Origin of the sequence: Aquabacterium sp. (assembly GCF_004297345.1) — a bacterium.
Classification (GTDB): domain Bacteria; phylum Pseudomonadota; class Gammaproteobacteria; order Burkholderiales; family Burkholderiaceae_C; genus Aquabacterium.
The window spans coordinates 1-16,090 of the sequence record NZ_SCTN01000022.1 but is presented as its reverse complement, the minus strand read 5'-3'; the positions used below and the strand labels follow the sequence as shown (position 1 = coordinate 16,090).

Sequence of the window (16,090 nt, the reverse complement as noted above, 5' to 3'; positions counted from 1 at the left end):
CCGTCGTCTGGCTGCCCACCAGGCCACCACCCACACCCAGACCTGAGGTGGTCGTACTCGACGTGGTCTTGGTGCTGTTGGCACGCGCCAGCAGGTTGACGCTGCCACCCGCATCCAGGTTCGCATTGCCGCCAGCGTTCACATCCGTGCCCGCCAGGGTGATGTCGTTCTTGGACTTGATGCTGAGGTTGCCGCCCGTGGTCAAGCCCGACTTGATCTGCTCGGTCGTGGCCACCGTGGTGGTGGTCACGCTCGATGTCAGGCCATTGGATGACGACGACGAGGTGGTATTGGCCTTCTTGTTCTCGATGGTGTCGAAGGTGACATTGCCACCTGCGGACAGCGAAGCATCACCACCGGCAGCCACCTGGCCACCCTTGACGGTGATGTCCTTGGCGGCATCCAGCGTCAGGCCCTTGGTGGCCGTGATCGTGGCTGTCTTGCCGATCACCGTGTTCTGGTACTTGTCACCGCCCGTGGTGGTCGCCACGGTTTCGTTGCGGATGCTACCCTTCGTCGAGCTCAGGTTGACATCACCGCCCTTGATCGTGCCGCTCAGGTTGGTGATATCACCCTGCGAGGTGATGTTCAGCGAGTTGCTGCCGCTGATCGTGCCGCCCGTGTTGGTCAACGAAGTCAGGTTGAGATTGGCATCCTTGGCCGAGATCACGGCGCCGGTCTCAATCGACGCCTTGGTGGCGGCAGACAGGTAGACCACGGGGGCCAGCACCTTCTGACCAGCGACCGTGGTTTCCACCATCCAGACCATGTCTTCCTTGATGTTGCCGATCTGCGCAGCAGACAGCGGCTGGCCCCAGGTCAGGCCCAGTTGCTTGCCTTGCGTGACGGCGTTGTCCATCAGGCTCTTCATCTGGTCGGCTTCGTTCGCCTGGCCTGCGATGATGTTGTTGCCTGTCTGCTTGATCAACTGCTCGCGAACCAGATATGCCTCGTAGTTCGAATCACCCAGACGCTTCTCAACCGTATCCGGGTTGAAGCCATAGCGCTCGGCCAGGTAGTTGGAACCCACAAAGTTCGAGCCGACCGCAAACAAAGGGTTGGTCTCGACCAGGAAGTGCGCATTCGGGTTGTGCGACACGACGAAGAATCCATTGGGATTGCTTGGCAGCGTCAGGTTCAACCCGGGGAAAACAAGCGGGTTGTCAGCTGGGGTCGGCGTCCTCCCGCCCACGCCGTTACCACCCGTCAAGCTGTTCGAACCAGTTGTGCTGGACGTACCCGTAGCACTGCTGCTCATGCTGCCGCCAGACGCGCCACTGGTGCTGCGACTGTTGACCGATGCACTGTAGGCCGAGCCGAGATTCGTCAAGGCAAAGCCGCCGGCATTCAATGTATTGGCATAGATGCCCGCACCAATGTTGCTGACCTGGCCTGCACCCGTCTGCACTTCGGCGTTGTCGTTCAACACGTGGTCGTCATACGTGGCCGGGCCCAGTGCGATCCAGTGCGTGTAGTAGTTCCAGTCGTGTCGATACGTGATGTAGTTCAGCGACAGGTCGTTGTTGGTGAAGGTGCTGCCACCGCCATTGCCCGACAAGGTCAGCGTGTTGCCTGAGATCACACCGCCCACATTGGTACCGGTGTTGAAGTTCTGGATCGTCACGGTCTGGCCGCCGAGGATCTGCGGCTTGAACGACGGAGCCGAACCAGTGAACTGCTGCTCGATCCGGCGTGTGTGATACCAGTATTCGCGCGCGTAATCATCCGGGAAGTCGTACCAGCTGTCGGTGCGGTCATAGACATCGCCCGAATCGCTCACCGTCACCCAATGGCGTGTATCGCCACCTGCCACATCGTTGTGGAACGTACTCGCCGAGATGGTGATGTTGCCACTACCATTGATCGTGCTGCTGTTGACGAACGTGGGCGCACTGATGCTGATGGCGCCACCCGCATCGATCGTGCCTTGTGCAGCCGAACTGGTACCGCGGTTGGTGAAGGTGCTGGAGGACGATGCCGTCAGCGTGCCGCCTGCGTACAAAGCACCGTAGTTATCGAAGTCGCCCGCTGTGGCCTGTGTCGTGAGGTTGCCGCTGGCGGCTATGCCACCCGTGCTGCTGTTGTTGATGCTGTTGGCCGTCAGCGTCAGGTTGCCTTGCGCATAAATGGCGCCCGGGTTGGTGAAGCTGTTGTTGATGCCGATGGTGGAGGAGCCCGTGCCAGCCACGATGCGCGAGGTCGTGCCACCCATGCTCAGGCTACCCAGCGTCAAAGCCATGGTGCCTGTGCTGTTGACCATGCCGCCGTTGGCAATGGTCAGGCCACTGGTGTTCATGGCCATCGTGGCGCCCTTGAGCACACCGCTGCCGCCCACCGAGATGGTCACGCCATTGCCTGCGCTTTGGCCCTTGAGGTCCAGTGCCGCACGCGATTCCATCAAGCCGGTGTTGTTGATGGCATAGCTGCCATCCGTGCCGCGCACTGTCACGTTGCCCACGGCCAAGGTGGTGCCGCTGTTGGTCAGCGTTGTGGCGATGTTCAGCGCCATCGCGCCTTGCGATTGCAGCGTGCCGCTGTTGGTCACCGTATCGGCCGTCACGGTACCGCTGCCTGCATTGCTGGTCGACAAGGTCATGGTGCCGCTGTTGTTCAACGTCCCGCTCACGCTCACCGTGCTGGCGGCGGTGCCACCTTGCACGATGCCCGCGTTGGTCAACGAGGCCAGGGTCAGCAACAGCTGGTCGCCCAACAGGCGCGAGCCGGCCTGGTTGTCGAGCACAAAGCCGTTGCCAGACAAGGTCAGCGTATCGCCCGAACTGGTGCCCGATTGCAGGTAGCCACCATTGAGGTTGCTCAGTGTGAGGCCGCTTCCGGTCGATGTCACGCTCAGGTCGTTGGCGGCCAGAATCTTGCCCGCGTTGCTCAGGGTGGCACCGCTCAAGCTGATCGACAGGTTCTGCGCGGCCTGGATCGTGCCTGTGGACGTGTTGCTCAAGGTCGCTGCCGTGATGCTGCCGTTGTGGCCGGTCGTGGCCGAGGCAATCAGCTTGCCGGAATTGGTGATGGCCCCGCTCACGGTCAAGCCTGTGCCGTCATCGGCCTCCCAGGTGCCGCTGTTGTTGAGGCTGCCCAGGCTGGCCGTTTGCGTGGTGTTGGCCAGCAGCGTGCCGCTGTTGGTCACCGCGCCGCTGACAGTCATGGTCTGCGCGGCATCGGCTTCCAGTGTGCCGCTGTTGTTCAGGCTGGTAGAGATCCAGCTCTGCGTGCTTTGCGCCAGGATCGTGCCGGTATTCGTGGCCGCGCCACTGATGTTCACGGTCTGTGCACCATCGGCCTGGATCGCGCCATCGTTGCTCAGGCTGCCCGCCGTGAGCGACTGCGTGGTCTTGGCCAGGATGTGGCCGGCGCTGGTATTGGTCAAGGCGCCGGTGAGGCTCAAGCCCATCGTGGTATCGGATTCCAGCCAGCCACTGTTGCTCAGGCTGGCACCCGCCAGTGTCAGGGATGTCTTGGCCAGCACGGTGCCGCTGTTGCTCACCGCACCGCTGGTGGTCAGGCCCATGGTGGTGTCAGACTGCAGCGTACCGCTGTTGTTCAGGCTGGCGATGTTCAAGGTGGCCGTATGGCCCAGCAGCACACCGGCCTGCGTGCTGAACGCCGTTTGGCTACCCGTCACGGACAGCGCATTGGTCGCCTGGATCACACCGCTGCTGGTGTTGCTCAGGCTGGCGGATGCCGAGCCGTTGGCGATGCTCAGGTCATGATCGGCCAGCAGCTTGCCGCTGTTGTTGAGACTGAGGGCGATGGCAAGGGACAAGTCCTCTGCGGACTGAATCGTCCCGCTGTTGGTCAACGAGCCCGCTGTGACAATGCCCGAATGGCCCGGCGTGCCCGATGCCACGAACAACCCACTGTTGTTGAACGAAGAGGCCGCAACCAGGCTGCCCGTGGTGCCCTGCATGCCGCCCGTGTTGGTCAACGTCGAGGCCAAAAGGCTCAGGTACCCGTCAGCCAGCAAGGTTCCACTGTTGCTCACGCTTTCGGTGGTGCTGCCACTGCGATCGGCCATGTCCAGCGTGGCATGCGCGAAGATGGTGCCGCTGTTGGTCACGGTGCCATTCAGGCGCGCCGTGACGTTGCCCGCATCGGCGGTGATCACGCCCGCATTGGTCATGCCGGTGGCCGATGTCAACGCGATGTTGCCATGGCTGCTCTGAATGCCTTGGCCTGCACCCGCTGCGGTGCTGATGGCACCCGATGTGGCCGTCAGGCTGAGGTCATTCGTGGCCACCACGGCTGCGGTGGCCAGCGACAGGTTGCCCGTTGTGGCGGTCAGCGACAAGGTATCTGCCGCATACAGCGTGGCACCCGAAGACCCGACGGACAAGCTGCCCATCGTGGCGCTCAAGGCACCACCCGTGCCCCAGCTTGTGCCGTCCAGGCTGGCAGCCTGCGTGACGTTGATGTTCAGCGCATGGCCTGCGTAGCGCTTGTTGTTGTCATCGAATACCGTGCCGGAGGCCGTATCGCTCAAGCTGCCCAACGTCAGGCTGAGGTCATTGGTGGCCACCAATGCACTGCCGTTGAGTGTGGCGCCACCCGAGGTGGCCGTCAGGGCCAGGTCGCGCCGAGCAGAAAGGCTTGCATCGGTCAGGCTCACCGCATCACCGCCGGTCATCGTGCTGGTGACACTCAGGTCACGCTGAGCCGACAACTTGCTGCGGATATCAACCTTGCCGGCGGAATTCAACGTGAAGTCATCGGCAGAAGCCGCAGCCTCGCCCAGCATGCGCACGCCCACGCCAGCCTCGGTGGCCACCAGGCGGATGCGGCCCGCGTACATGCCGCCCACAGCGGTAGAGTCAATCGCATAACCGGGCACCGTGCCGGTGGCCGTGGCGCTGCCCGTCACGTTGCGCGTGTCATAGCTCCAGACATTGGCGCCCGTGACGATGCCCAGATCCGGCACGTTGATCTGCCCATCCACCTTCACTGAACGAGCCACCAGGTCCAGCACCTGCTGTGCACTGGCGTTGAAGCCTGAACCATTGACCAGGATGTCACCACGGTTGACCGTGAAGCCATTGAGGTTGCCGTCGGCCGCCATATTGGGCGTACCGGTTGTCAAGGTCACGCGGTCCGTGTTGATGAAGCCGCAACCCGTGCAGGTGATGCCATTGGGGTTGGCCACGATCACATCAGCCTTGCCGCCCACCACTTCAGTGAAGCCAGCCAAGGTACTGCGGCGAGTCGATACCACCTCGTTGAGGATGACGCGCGCCTCGTTGCTCAAGTTCACGTTGGCCATCACCTGGCCGGCCAGCTGCGACTGGCGTGCCACCTGGCTGGTATTGCCGTTGTTGAGCACCATGCCGTTGATTTCAACGTCATAGCGCGTGAACTGGTTGTGCGAGATGCCCGCCGCATTGGCCGTGTTGATGTTGACCACAGGCACGCCGTTGGGCGAGATATAGGCATTGGCATTGCCGCCAGTCGGCACCACGGTCGTGGCAGATTTGACCTGTGCTTGCGCATCCGGCATGGCACCCAGGGCAGCCACAGCCAGCACGGCAGCTTGAACCAGCGGCTTGAGCGACGCACCCGAGCGCTTGCTGCGGCGGCGGGCTGTTTCAGGGGCGACAACATAGGTCTGCAGCGCATCGCTCCAGACAAGGGTAAAGCTGCGATTGAGGGAAGCGTGTCCGTTCATGGCGACTACTTTCGAATGCGGAGAAGGGAACGATCGATCAGATCGCGAAGCTCAGGCGGAACCAGGTCTGGCAAGGTTCGCCGTCCAGGTGCTCGGGTCTGGCCACAGGGCAAGAACCAAAGATGTCCCAGGTAGCGCCCTTCCAGCTGAAGGACGCGCCCAAAGCGGCCCCCACCAGTGAGCCTTGCGGTACTTCAGGCACGCGGTTGCGAACCGCCCCCATGTCCAGCGCCACATACCAGCGCGTGGGCAATTGCACGCCTGCCAGCGACACCATCTGGCGCAAAGACAAATCGTTGCGCAGGTAGTAGCCGCTGTCACCAGCCAAGGTGCTGTGCACGAAGCCGCGCACGGAGTAGATGCCGCCAATCGCCATCTGCTCGGAGCCGTACAAGGTTGTGCGCGCCGATTGGCCGGTCAAGGACGAATTGAGGGTCCACTCGCTGCCCAGCCATTGGAACGGCAGGTTGTAGGAAGCACCATACTTGAGCTTCTTGAATTGAGCCCGTGGCGCTTCAAAGGGCAGGTTGTCCATATCGCGCAAAGCGCCGGCGGAACTCACACCTTCGGCCCAACCCGCGTTGAGGCCCAGGATGCCCGCCCCCAGACTCGTCGAGACATTGCCATCCAGATCCAGCACGGTCAGCTTGCGGCTGCTCACGCCCAGCAACTGGTCTTCCAGATAGCTGCGGCTTTCCTTGTTGGTGTACGTGCTCGACACATTGGCACGGGTGCGTTGATCGCGATAGACCACGCGGTCCCAGGTCAGGGCATTGCTGGTGCTGTCGCCACTGGCGATGAGTTCAAGGCCGCTGGGCGCCTGGATGGTGCTCACGTAGCGCGAGATGCTGCCGTTGTAGCTGAAGGTGTTGTAGCCGTAAGGCACGCTCAGCAGGAACGAGTCGCTGGTGGACCAGGTGTTTAACTTCTCGCCCGGGATGGCCTCCCGGTGCGTGAACAGCATGAACTCCGACAAGCCAAACAAGCTGTCTGTGGACAGGCTGACGCCCGCCTGGTTCTTGCCAGTCACCACGCTGCCCTGGTTGTCCAGCGAAAACAACCAGTGGTAGAACGGTTCAGGCTCATTACGGATCACCACCTCGCTGCCACCGGCCTGGCTACCCGGCTGAATGTCCAGTGTCGCCTTGTTGGAGGCCAGGCGGTTGATCTGGTCGATGCCCTGCTCCAGATCGCGCAGATTGAGCACATCGCCCGGCTTCGCGGGAATGGTGTTGCCAGGCGCAAAGCTGCGGCTGCCCTTGTCTTCGATGCGCAGCTTCTCGACCGTGCCCTCGACAACAGTGATCTCCAGCTTGCCCTTGCTCAGGTCCTGCGCTGGCAGGTAGGCACGCGTGGTGACGTAGCCGCGCACCACGTAGTCCTTGGTGATCTCGCCCAGGATCTGCTCGATCTCGGTCACGCCCAGGCAATGTCCGGCGAACTGCTTGTCGATCTGCTCGCGCACCGATGAGGACATGCGTGGCGCACCGTTGATCACGATCTCGCCGATGTCGCGGCACTTGCCTGCCGCCTTGGATGCATCCACCTTGGGGATGAGCTTGCTGGTATCGACGCCGCCCGGCGCCTTCTCACCACGCTGCAAGGCGTCCTGATCACGTTTGATCTGCTCTTGCTGCTGGCGCTGCAGAATCTCGGCTTGCCGCCTGGCTGCCTCCAGATCGCCTGCGCTTTGCGACCATACGGGCGTGCTCGCCACTGCCAGAACCAGACCCCACGCCGCGTACGGCGCCACTACCTTGGATACTTGATTTGCCATTCAGATGTCACGCCCTGCATGTGCACCGACCACGGCGGTCGGTCTAAGAACGTGAATCTAGTTCAAGCACCCCCGTTGGAGGGTAGGGAATTCAGCCAAACGTGCCAAATGGTGACAAAAAGCTACGAAATATCAAGGTTTCAGAAGCTCAGGACATTTTGGCAATCCACGCCAGCGGTGCGTTGCGCATGTACCAACCCACCAGCGTCCAGGGCCAGCTGGGCACGCAGGCCTTGGCCGGCTCGCGCTCGATGGCGGCCACCAGCGCCCGGCAACCTGAAGCCGTGTCCACCATCAACGGCGTCTTGGCAGATTTGCTGCTGAGCTCCGTTTCGATGTAGCCCGGATAGATTGTCGTGACCTTGATGGGCGTGCGCAGCAGATCGGCGCGAATGCCTTCGGTCAACGCCGCCAAGCCGGCCTTGGTGGCGGCATAGGTGGTGAGGTTGCGCGGCAGCCCCCGCATCGCACTCATCGACGAGATGCTGACCAGATGCCCGCTGTTTTGTGCCCGGAAGATCTCCACTGCGGCTTCGCACTGCGCCAGCGCCGCGATGAAGTTGGTCTGCGCCGTCTGCAAGTTGGCGTCAAAGCGGCCCTTGCCGATCGGTTGCCCCTTGCCCAGGCCCGCGTTGACTATCACCCGGTCAATCTGCCCCAGGTCTTGCTTGAAGGCGCGGAACACCTCGAACACCTGCTCGTGCTGGTTCACGTCCAGCGAGCGCACCAGCACCTTCACACCAGGGTGCTTGGCCTCCAGCTCGGCCTTGAGCTCGACCAGCCGGTCAACCCGTCGCGCGCACAAGGCCAGATTGCGCCCCATGGCGGCAAACTCGCGCGCCATGCCTTCGCCCAAGCCTGAGCTGGCGCCGGTGATGAGGATGTTTTGTCTGCGTTGGGACATGGTCGTGTGCGTGAGGAGTGATCAGGGGCCAATAGATCAGCGCTGCGCCAGGAAGGTCTTGAAGGCCTCGACAGTGGCAGCGGGGTCTTCTTCCTGCGGGACATGGCCCAGCTTGTCAAACACCGCCAGGCGGCTGCCCGGGATGTCATGTTGGAACTTGTCGGCGTTGTCAGGCGTGATGAGGTGGTCCTGCCCGCCCCAGATGATCAGCGTGGGCTGTTTGATCTGCTTGATCTGGGCGGCATAGGCGCCCAGCGGGCTTTGGCTGAAGCGTGCGGCCAGTGACTCGCGGTTGCCCTCGCGCAGGGTCAGCTCGTAGTAGCGGTCGATCAGTTCGGGCGTCACCTTGGACGGGTCGCCGTACACACTGCGCACGCTGGATTCGATCATGCCGCGCGGCAACATGTGCGTCATCAGCGGCTTGAGCGCGGGGATGCGCGCGATCTTGAAGCCAATGGGCATGCCCTCAGTCTTGAAGGGATAGCCGCCAGCGTCCACCAGCACCAGCTTGCTCACGCGATCGGGGTGGCCCACCGCGGTCATCCACGCGATCTCACCACCCAGCGAGTTGCCCGCCAGCACCACCTGCTTGAGTTGCAGGTGATCCAGCACGCTGACCACGAAGTCGGCATAGCGTGGCAAGTGGTAGTCGCCATCGGGCGCGGGGCCCGTCAGGCCAAAGCCGGGCAGGTCCACCGTGATGACGCGGTGCTGGTCCTTGAGCGCAGCCACCCAGCCTTCCCAGGTGTGCAGGCTGGCCGAGGTGCCATGCAGCAGCACGATAGGTTGCGGGTCGTCACGCGGGCCTTCGTCACGCAGGTGCACCTGCATGCCCATGATGGGCGCGAACTGCGATGGCGCCGGGGCCCAACGGGCCTTGAGCGTGTCCACGGGGCGGTCTGGCGCCCAAGCCAGGACCATTGATCCAGCCACGGCCAGCAACAACAATGACAACGCGATTCCCAAATACCTGACAAATGTCGATTTCATCACTGGCCTTCCTCACTCAGGTCAAACCCCGGCACCGATCCGGTTGCCGCCCTCATACCCGATAGAGTACCCTTAACAAAGGTACAAATGCCCGGACGGCATCTGCACCTCAAGGATCCATTTAAACAAAGGGAGTTCGATATGAGATACCGCGCACTGGCGGTCAGCCTCGCGCTGGCCATTTCCGCACAGGCAGCCCACGCCAATCAAGTTACCGTCTCGGTCAGCGGTCAGTTGGCAGGCGTCCACACCATGTTCGATGGACTGGACCCAGCCTGGTACGCCGGCGCCACGCCGGCTCAGTTGCAAGCTGCCAGCAACGTGATGTCGACCATGCAGACCGGTCAGACCGTCAACATCACCTACACCTTCGATACAGGTGCCATGAGCTCTAACCAGGAATGGGCTTATAGCTTTGAAACCGGCAACTACGTCGAACATCCGGATCAGGTCATCGGCGGCCGATTCTCCGGCGGCAACCTCACCACCACCATCTCCGTTGCGGATGCCAACATTGCCGACACCATGACGGCGCCATCCAATGGCGGCTCGCGCTTCATTCGCATTCGGCAACCGAACATGTCGACCACGGGCGTTGGCTCTTACCTGGACTTCCATATCGCCAACGACGCCGCACGTTTTTCCAGCCAGGGCTCGACCACGCGCGCTTATGACACCTTCGTCAACTACTCGGTCGCTGACGGTCAGGACTGGAAAGACACCGACCTGGTCCATCTGTTGAGCAACTTCAACTTCGCCGCGGCGAGCGATTCGGGTGGACGCATCTACAGCTTCGACCCAAGCTGTTCTTACAACAAGAGCACCTGCGGTTACGCCGATCTGCAGATTCTGAGCACGACCGTTCAGATTTCGGCAGTACCAGAACCCGGCGCGTGGGCCTTGATGGGCTTGGGCCTGGCAGGTCTGGGCGCCGTCGTACGCCGTCAGCGTCGGGCAACTCAACAGGCCTGATCCCGACCGCGTCATCGATAAGTCAGCAAGGAGGGCTGAGTGCCCTCCACATGCGCATGTTCGTTCACCGAGATCAGGTGCAGGCCATCGCGCCCGGCCTGGATCTTGGTGATGCCCACATTGGCCAGCGTCCAGTTGATCGTGAAGGCCTGCGCGTCGTTGAGACCCAGCAGGTGCGCGCAGATCACGCTGATCGTGCCGCCCGAGGTGAACACCAGCGTGCTGCCTTTGGGTGGCGTGGCCTTGACCAGGTCCTCCAGTGCCGACACGACTCGCAGCTTGAACACTGACCAAGGCTCGTTGTACTCGTCGTCATGGTTGCCGCCGACCCAGCGCGCCACCGCGTCCTGAAAGAACTTCTGGAAGGTGCGGCGTGGATCGCCTGACGCGGCCATGTCGCTCATCATCACGAGCTTGTCCACATAGCGGGGCTCGGCCACCTCGATCACGTTCTCGTGGTCGAACTCGTTGACGCCCGCGTGGTGCTGCAAGGGCAGATCGATGCCCAACTCACTGAGCGCCCCCGCAGCCGTCTCTTGATGGCGCTGCATCGTGCCGCTGATCAGCACATCAGGCTTGACGCCGCGTGCCTTCAAGGCCGAGCCCAGCACCTTGGCCTGCTGGTGCCCCACGGGCGAGAGCTGGTCGTAGTTGTTGGAGCCAAACGAAGCCTGGCCGTGTCGCAGAAGGTAGATGGCGCCCATGGTGTGTTGTCCTTGTCAGCCCTTGGCTTGTTTGATCAGGCCTTTGCAGCGCCAATCCAGGTAGTTGACGATGATCCAGAAGTTCTTGAAGGCCGGGTTGCGCGTCTGCTTGTGGTGATAGCGGTAGTAGATCTGCTGCGCGATCACGGCCAGACGGAACAGGCCATAGACCTCGTAGAAGGCCCAGTCACGCTGGCGATCGAGCTGGTAGCCGGTCTTGTCCAGGTAGTAGTCCACCACTTCTTCACGGCGCAACATGCCGGGCAGGTGCGTGGGCTGGCGGCGCGTGGCCATCATCAGCTTGTTGTCATCGGCCTGGATCCAGTAGGCCAGCGCATTGCCCAGGTCCATCAGCGGGTCACCCAGCGTGGCCATTTCCCAGTCGAGCACGCCGATCACTTTGGTGGGATCGTTCTCGGCCAGGATCACGTTGTCAAAGCGCCAGTCGTTGTGGATCACGACGTTGGCCACGTCCTGCGGCGTGCGCTCCTTCAGCCAGGCCATCACGTACTGGTATGACGGCACGTTCCAGGTCTTGGCCTTGGTATAGCGCTGGCTCCAGCCCTCGATCTGGCGCTGGCAATAGCCGCTGCCCTTGCCCAGGCTATCCAGGCCGGTGGCCTTGGCATCGACCTTGTGCAGCTCGACCAGCTTGTCGAGCACATTGGTACAGAGCTGGCGCGTGGTGGCCACGTCGAGCTTCAGCCCACGCGGCATGTTCTTGCGCGGGATGATGCCGGCGATGCGCTCCATCACATAGAACTCGCTGCCGGTGACGGACTCGTCCTCGCACAGGCCGATCATGGCGGGCACCACCGGGTACACGGGCTTCAACGCCTTTTGCACGCGGTATTCCCGGCCCATGTCGTGCGCGCCCTTGGCCTTGGTGCCAGCGGGTGGGCGGCGCAGGATGAAGTCGCCCCCATGCGCACCACCCGCGTACTTCAAGCGGTAAGTCCAGTTGGACGCACCGCCAGAAAACTGCGTGATCTCAGGCTGGCCCTGCAGGCTGGGCACATGGCCTTTCAGCCATGCGTCCACACCGGCCGTGTTGAGCTCTTCACCAGAGCGAACGCGCCCGCCCTGGTCCTCGATGCCTTTGTTATTGGTGTTGTCGCTCAATGCCAGTCCCGCTTACTTCATCACGCCATACTTCATCAATTCGAGGCGGGCAATCATGCCCTTGTGGACCTCATCGGGGCCGTCGGCCAGACGCAGGCTACGCGCCTGATTGAAGAAGGCGCTCAGCGGCACGTCGTGCGACACACCCATGCCGCCGTGCATCTGGATGGCGAAGTCCACCACGTTCTGCAGCATGCTCGGGGCCACCACCTTGATGGCCGACACATCGGTCAGCGCGCCCATCACGCCCACCGTGTCGATCTTCCAGGCGGCTTGCAGCGTCAGCAGGCGGGCCTGGTCGATGGCCACGCGGGCCTCGGCGATGCGTTCGCGGTTGCCGCCCAGGTTGATCAGTTGCTTCTTGAAGGCCGTGCGTTCGATGCCGCGCTTGATCGCCAGCTCCAGCGACTTCTCGGCCGCGCCAATGCAGCGCATGCAGTGGTGGATGCGGCCAGGGCCCAATCGGCCTTGCGCGATCTCGAAGCCCTTGCCCGGCCCGGCGATGAAGTTGCTCACCGGCACCCGCACATTGTTGAAGTGCACTTCGCCATGGCCGTGGGGCTCGTCGTATTCGCCGAACACGGGCAGCATGCGCTTGATCTCGACACCCGGCGTGTCCATGGGCACCAGCACCATCGAGTGCTGGTTGTGACGACCCAGATCTGGGTTGGGTGTCAAAGCCATGAAGATGCCGATCTTGCAGCGCGGGTCACCCACACCGGACGACCACCACTTCTTGCCGTTCAGCACGATCTCGTCGCCTTCGACCACGGCCGTGGCGGCCATATTGGTGGCATCCGACGAGGCCACATCAGGCTCTGTCATGAAGAACACCGAGCGCATCTCGCCGGCCAGCAGCGGCGTCAGCCATTGCTTCTTCTGCTCTTCGCTGCCGTACTTCCAGATCACCTCCATGTTGCCGGTGTCAGGCGCATTGCAGTTGAAGATCTCGGGCGCCATCATCGAACGGCCGGTTTCTTCTGCGCTGAAGGCGTACTCCAGCACGCTCAGGCCGGCGCCCAGTTCAGGATCTGGCAGGAACAGGTTCCACAAGCCTTCGGCCTTGGCCTTGGCTTTCAACTCTTCCACACGAGGTGGGATCTTCCACTGCGTCCAGTCACCGCCATGGCGCTGGCCCAGGATGCCTTCCCAGTGCTCCTGCTCGACAGGCTCGATGTGTTCCTTGATGAAGGCACGCACGCGGGCCGCGGTTTTGGCTGCGCGTTCACTGGGCTGGAAATCCATGCTCGTCTCCTGATGGGTGGGTCATTCGGTCAACATCAAGGATGCTACGCCGCTTCAGGCCGTGCATCAAATGATGAATTTTCATCGCAAGTCATGCATGCAATGCATGACCAACCCAATCAGCGCAAGCCGATCAATGGATAGCGCCAGCCCTGGCCGGCCATGGCTTTGGCCAGCGCGAACATGCCCAGCAGCACCAACATGCCGTGCACGCACACGAAGTAGGTGATCACCACCACCCAGGTCCAAGGCTGATGCCAGCCCCCCAGCGCCACCAGCCCGACAGACAGGCACAAGATCAGCACACCGCTGACCACGCTGGCCCAGAGCGCCTGCAGCAAGTGCTGACGCGCCAAGGGCGGCGCGCTGTCCTTGTGCTGAAGCCACAACCACAGCAAGACGCCGAAGGCGATGCCAGGTAGCACCAGCAGGTTGGCCAGATACAGCGACTCGGCGATCACAGCCAGACGCTGGCCTTGATCGGCACGAGACGCATCGTTCAAGTGGATCGTCATGGACAGGACTCCCCTTATGGTCGCGTCGCCCCCGTGGACACATACACGCCCTGCTTCAGGCTTTCGCGCAGCCAGACATGCACCGGGTCGGCTTCGCGCTCAGCATGCCAGTACATCCAGATCCCCAATGGCGGCACAGGTACCGGCAGCTCGCACACCCGCAGCGGCAAAGCACGCGTCAATTCCTGCGCATAGGTGCGGGGCAAGGTCAGCAAGGTGTCACTGTGTGCCACCACATTGGCCGCAGCAAAGTAATGCTGGCAACGCAGGATCACCTCGCGCTGACCGCGCCCCATCGCCGCCCACACGGCCTGCAGCGGATCAGGCTGATCGGGCTGCAGCGTCACCATCACGTGCTGCTGCTTGAGATAGGCGGCCAGATCCAGCTTGCGCCCCGCCAGCGGGTGCCCCATTCGCATGATCACGGCCAGCGTCTCGTCCGCCAGATGCACGCCCTTGATCTGCCGCCCCACACGCCGCTGGCGATCGATCACCAGATCGACCTCGCCTTGCGTGAGCACCTGCTCCAGCGCATCGTGGGCCACCCGCACACTGGCCAGCTTCACATGTGGCGCCACCTCGCCCAGGCGCGCCATCAAAGGCGGCAGGGTGATGGCCTCCAGCACATCGCGCATGCCCAGGCGCAAGGTCATGTCCAGCGTGGCCGGGTCAAAGGTATCAGCCTGCCCCATCAGGGATTGCAAACCCCGCAGATGCGCCTGCACCTCGCCGATCACCCGGCGCGTCAATTCCGTGGGCACCATGCGGTTGCCCTGGCGCACAAACAAAGGATCGCCCCAGGCGCGTCGCAAGCGGGTCAGCGCATGGCTGACCGCCGGCTGACTGAGGTGCAGATGGCGAGCTGCGCCCGAGATCCCACCGTGCTCGTACACGGCGTCCATCACGCGAAACAGATTCAGATCGAGTCGGGACGTGGGCAAGACCATGCCGTCACCATACACCCACGCCCGCCCCACACCCAAGCCAGGCCCAACACGGCACTTTTTTGCAGCAAGTTGGCTCATTACGCCCGGCTTGGCGAGCCATAATCAAAGCCTTGCCGCCAAAGCGGCGCCATCGGAGCGATCACCTTGGACAGTCACCCTAGGTGACCGCCCACTCCAGCCACCGGGTCCGGCCCTGAAGTCAGGGGCGCGCAAACCTGGTGTGCCCCTGAATCGGGGCTGACAGCGGGAGGGGGCGGCACACCACATCACCCCTTCTCACCCAAGCTGCGTGCCACACGGCTCGATCTGTCCGTGTTGGCACCCCTGTGCTGGAGTTCGCATGCTCAACGTATTCACGCTGGCCAACGGCCGGCTGTTTCAAGAAGAAATCGACAGCCTCGACGAGCTGACACCCGCTCGTCCCGTCTGGGTCGACCTGGAAAATCCCACCCCCGAAGAAAAGGGCTGGATCGCCGTCAAGTTCGGACTGGTCATCCCCGGCGACGTCATTGACGATGACCTGGAAGAATCCGCGCGCTTCTATGAAGAAGAAGGCGCCATCCACATCCGCTCCGACTTCCTGATCGATGACGATGAGACGCCGCGCAACGTCCGCGTGGCCTTCATCCTGCATGAAAACGTGCTGTTCTCGGTCCACAAGGAAGACCTGCCGGTGTTCCGCCTGCTGCGCATGCGCGCGCGTCGCATCCCTGCCCTGATCGAAGGCGCCAAGGACGTGCTGCTCAAGCTGTACGACGCCGACGCCGAGTACTCCGCAGACACGCTCGAAGGCATCTACGACGACCTCGAAAAGGTCAGCAAGAAGGTGCTGCAAAACGCCGTGAACGACGCCGCTGCCGCAGAAGCACTGGCCGCCATCGCCCGCCAGGAAGACTTGAATGGCCGCATCCGCCGCAACGTGATGGACACGCGCCGCGCGCTGAGCTTCATGATGCGCGCCCGCATGCTCAACGCCGACCAGTTCGAAGAAGCCCGCCAGATTCTGCGCGACATCGACTCGCTGGACAGCCACACGGCCTTCCTGTTCGACAAGATCAACTTCCTGATGGACGCCACGGTCGGTTTCATCAACATCAACCAGAACAAGATCATCAAGATCTTCTCGGTGGCCTCGGTGGCCCTGCTGCCGCCTACCCTGGTGGCCAGCGTGTACGGCATGAACCTGAAGTTCCCCGAGTTGCTCTGGCTGGGTGATTGGAGCTACCCGTACACAGTGGCCTTG

At 62.4% G+C, this 16,090-nt stretch carries 11 protein-coding genes; 2 read left to right on the top strand and 9 right to left on the bottom strand.

Annotated features, from left to right (window positions below):
- From EPO09_RS00640 to EPO09_RS00625, 4 genes are all read right to left on the bottom strand, one after another.
- Positions 1-5,671, bottom strand: a 5,671-nt coding sequence (locus tag EPO09_RS00640; protein WP_290639166.1) for a filamentous hemagglutinin N-terminal domain-containing protein, incomplete at its 3' end; no start/stop codon positions are given.
- A gap of 37 nt (positions 5,672-5,708) precedes the next feature.
- Positions 5,709-7,448 (bottom strand): ShlB/FhaC/HecB family hemolysin secretion/activation protein, encoded by a 1,740-nt coding sequence (locus tag EPO09_RS00635; RefSeq protein ID WP_290639164.1) that lies wholly within the window; start codon positions 7,446-7,448, stop codon positions 5,709-5,711.
- A 148-nt stretch (positions 7,449-7,596) separates the two neighbouring features.
- The gene (locus tag EPO09_RS00630) at positions 7,597-8,352 is read right to left on the bottom strand and encodes an SDR family oxidoreductase (RefSeq protein WP_290639162.1); all 756 of its coding nucleotides are present in this window, start codon (positions 8,350-8,352) and stop codon (positions 7,597-7,599) included.
- Positions 8,353-8,388: 36 nt separating this feature from the next.
- Positions 8,389-9,306, bottom strand: coding sequence for an alpha/beta hydrolase (locus tag EPO09_RS00625; protein ID WP_290639160.1), 918 nt, complete (start codon positions 9,304-9,306; stop codon positions 8,389-8,391).
- 177 nt (positions 9,307-9,483) lie between these two features.
- Between EPO09_RS00625 and EPO09_RS00620 the strand changes: the two genes are divergently transcribed.
- Complete coding sequence (locus tag EPO09_RS00620) at positions 9,484-10,314, top strand: PEP-CTERM sorting domain-containing protein (protein ID WP_290639158.1); 831 nt, start codon at positions 9,484-9,486, stop codon at positions 10,312-10,314.
- An 11-nt stretch (positions 10,315-10,325) separates the two neighbouring features.
- Here the strand turns inward: EPO09_RS00620 and EPO09_RS00615 are convergent, their stop codons facing one another.
- The 5 genes from EPO09_RS00615 to EPO09_RS00595 all read right to left on the bottom strand — a co-directional run bounded on the left by EPO09_RS00615 (position 10,326) and on the right by EPO09_RS00595 (position 14,847).
- Positions 10,326-11,018, bottom strand: coding sequence for a histidine phosphatase family protein (locus EPO09_RS00615; RefSeq protein ID WP_290639156.1), 693 nt, complete (start codon positions 11,016-11,018; stop codon positions 10,326-10,328).
- A 15-nt stretch (positions 11,019-11,033) separates the two neighbouring features.
- A complete protein-coding gene (locus tag EPO09_RS00610; RefSeq protein ID WP_290639154.1) occupies positions 11,034-12,140 on the bottom strand; it encodes a phosphotransferase family protein in 1,107 nt (368 codons plus the stop codon).
- Between the two features lie 12 nt (positions 12,141-12,152).
- Positions 12,153-13,385: an acyl-CoA dehydrogenase family protein gene (locus EPO09_RS00605; RefSeq protein WP_290639153.1), complete on the bottom strand. Its 1,233-nt coding sequence runs from the start codon at positions 13,383-13,385 to the stop codon at positions 12,153-12,155.
- Positions 13,386-13,504: 119 nt separating this feature from the next.
- Positions 13,505-13,900, bottom strand: coding sequence for a hypothetical protein (locus EPO09_RS00600; RefSeq protein WP_290639151.1), 396 nt, complete (start codon positions 13,898-13,900; stop codon positions 13,505-13,507).
- A gap of 14 nt (positions 13,901-13,914) precedes the next feature.
- A complete protein-coding gene (locus tag EPO09_RS00595; RefSeq protein WP_367200030.1) occupies positions 13,915-14,847 on the bottom strand; it encodes a LysR family transcriptional regulator in 933 nt (310 codons plus the stop codon).
- Positions 14,848-15,187: 340 nt separating this feature from the next.
- On the opposite strand from EPO09_RS00595, the gene EPO09_RS00590 reads away from it, so the two are divergent.
- A partial coding sequence (locus tag EPO09_RS00590; protein WP_290639147.1) for a magnesium and cobalt transport protein CorA occupies positions 15,188-16,090 on the top strand: 903 nt, incomplete at its 3' end.

What these genes read in the sequence shown, in the direction of transcription:
- EPO09_RS00635 (WP_290639164.1), bottom strand. Translation starts at nt 7,448, where the DNA reads ATGGCAAATCAAGTATCCAAGGTAGTGGCGCCGTACGCGGCGTGGGGT.
- EPO09_RS00630 (WP_290639162.1), bottom strand. Translation starts at nt 8,352, where the DNA reads ATGTCCCAACGCAGACAAAACATCCTCATCACCGGCGCCAGCTCAGGC.
- EPO09_RS00620 (WP_290639158.1), top strand. Translation starts at nt 9,484, where the DNA reads ATGAGATACCGCGCACTGGCGGTCAGCCTCGCGCTGGCCATTTCCGCA.
- EPO09_RS00615 (WP_290639156.1), bottom strand. Translation starts at nt 11,018, where the DNA reads ATGGGCGCCATCTACCTTCTGCGACACGGCCAGGCTTCGTTTGGCTCC.
- EPO09_RS00605 (WP_290639153.1), bottom strand. Translation starts at nt 13,385, where the DNA reads ATGGATTTCCAGCCCAGTGAACGCGCAGCCAAAACCGCGGCCCGCGTG.
- EPO09_RS00600 (WP_290639151.1), bottom strand. Translation starts at nt 13,900, where the DNA reads ATGACGATCCACTTGAACGATGCGTCTCGTGCCGATCAAGGCCAGCGT.
- EPO09_RS00595 (WP_367200030.1), bottom strand. Translation starts at nt 14,847, where the DNA reads ATGGTCTTGCCCACGTCCCGACTCGATCTGAATCTGTTTCGCGTGATG.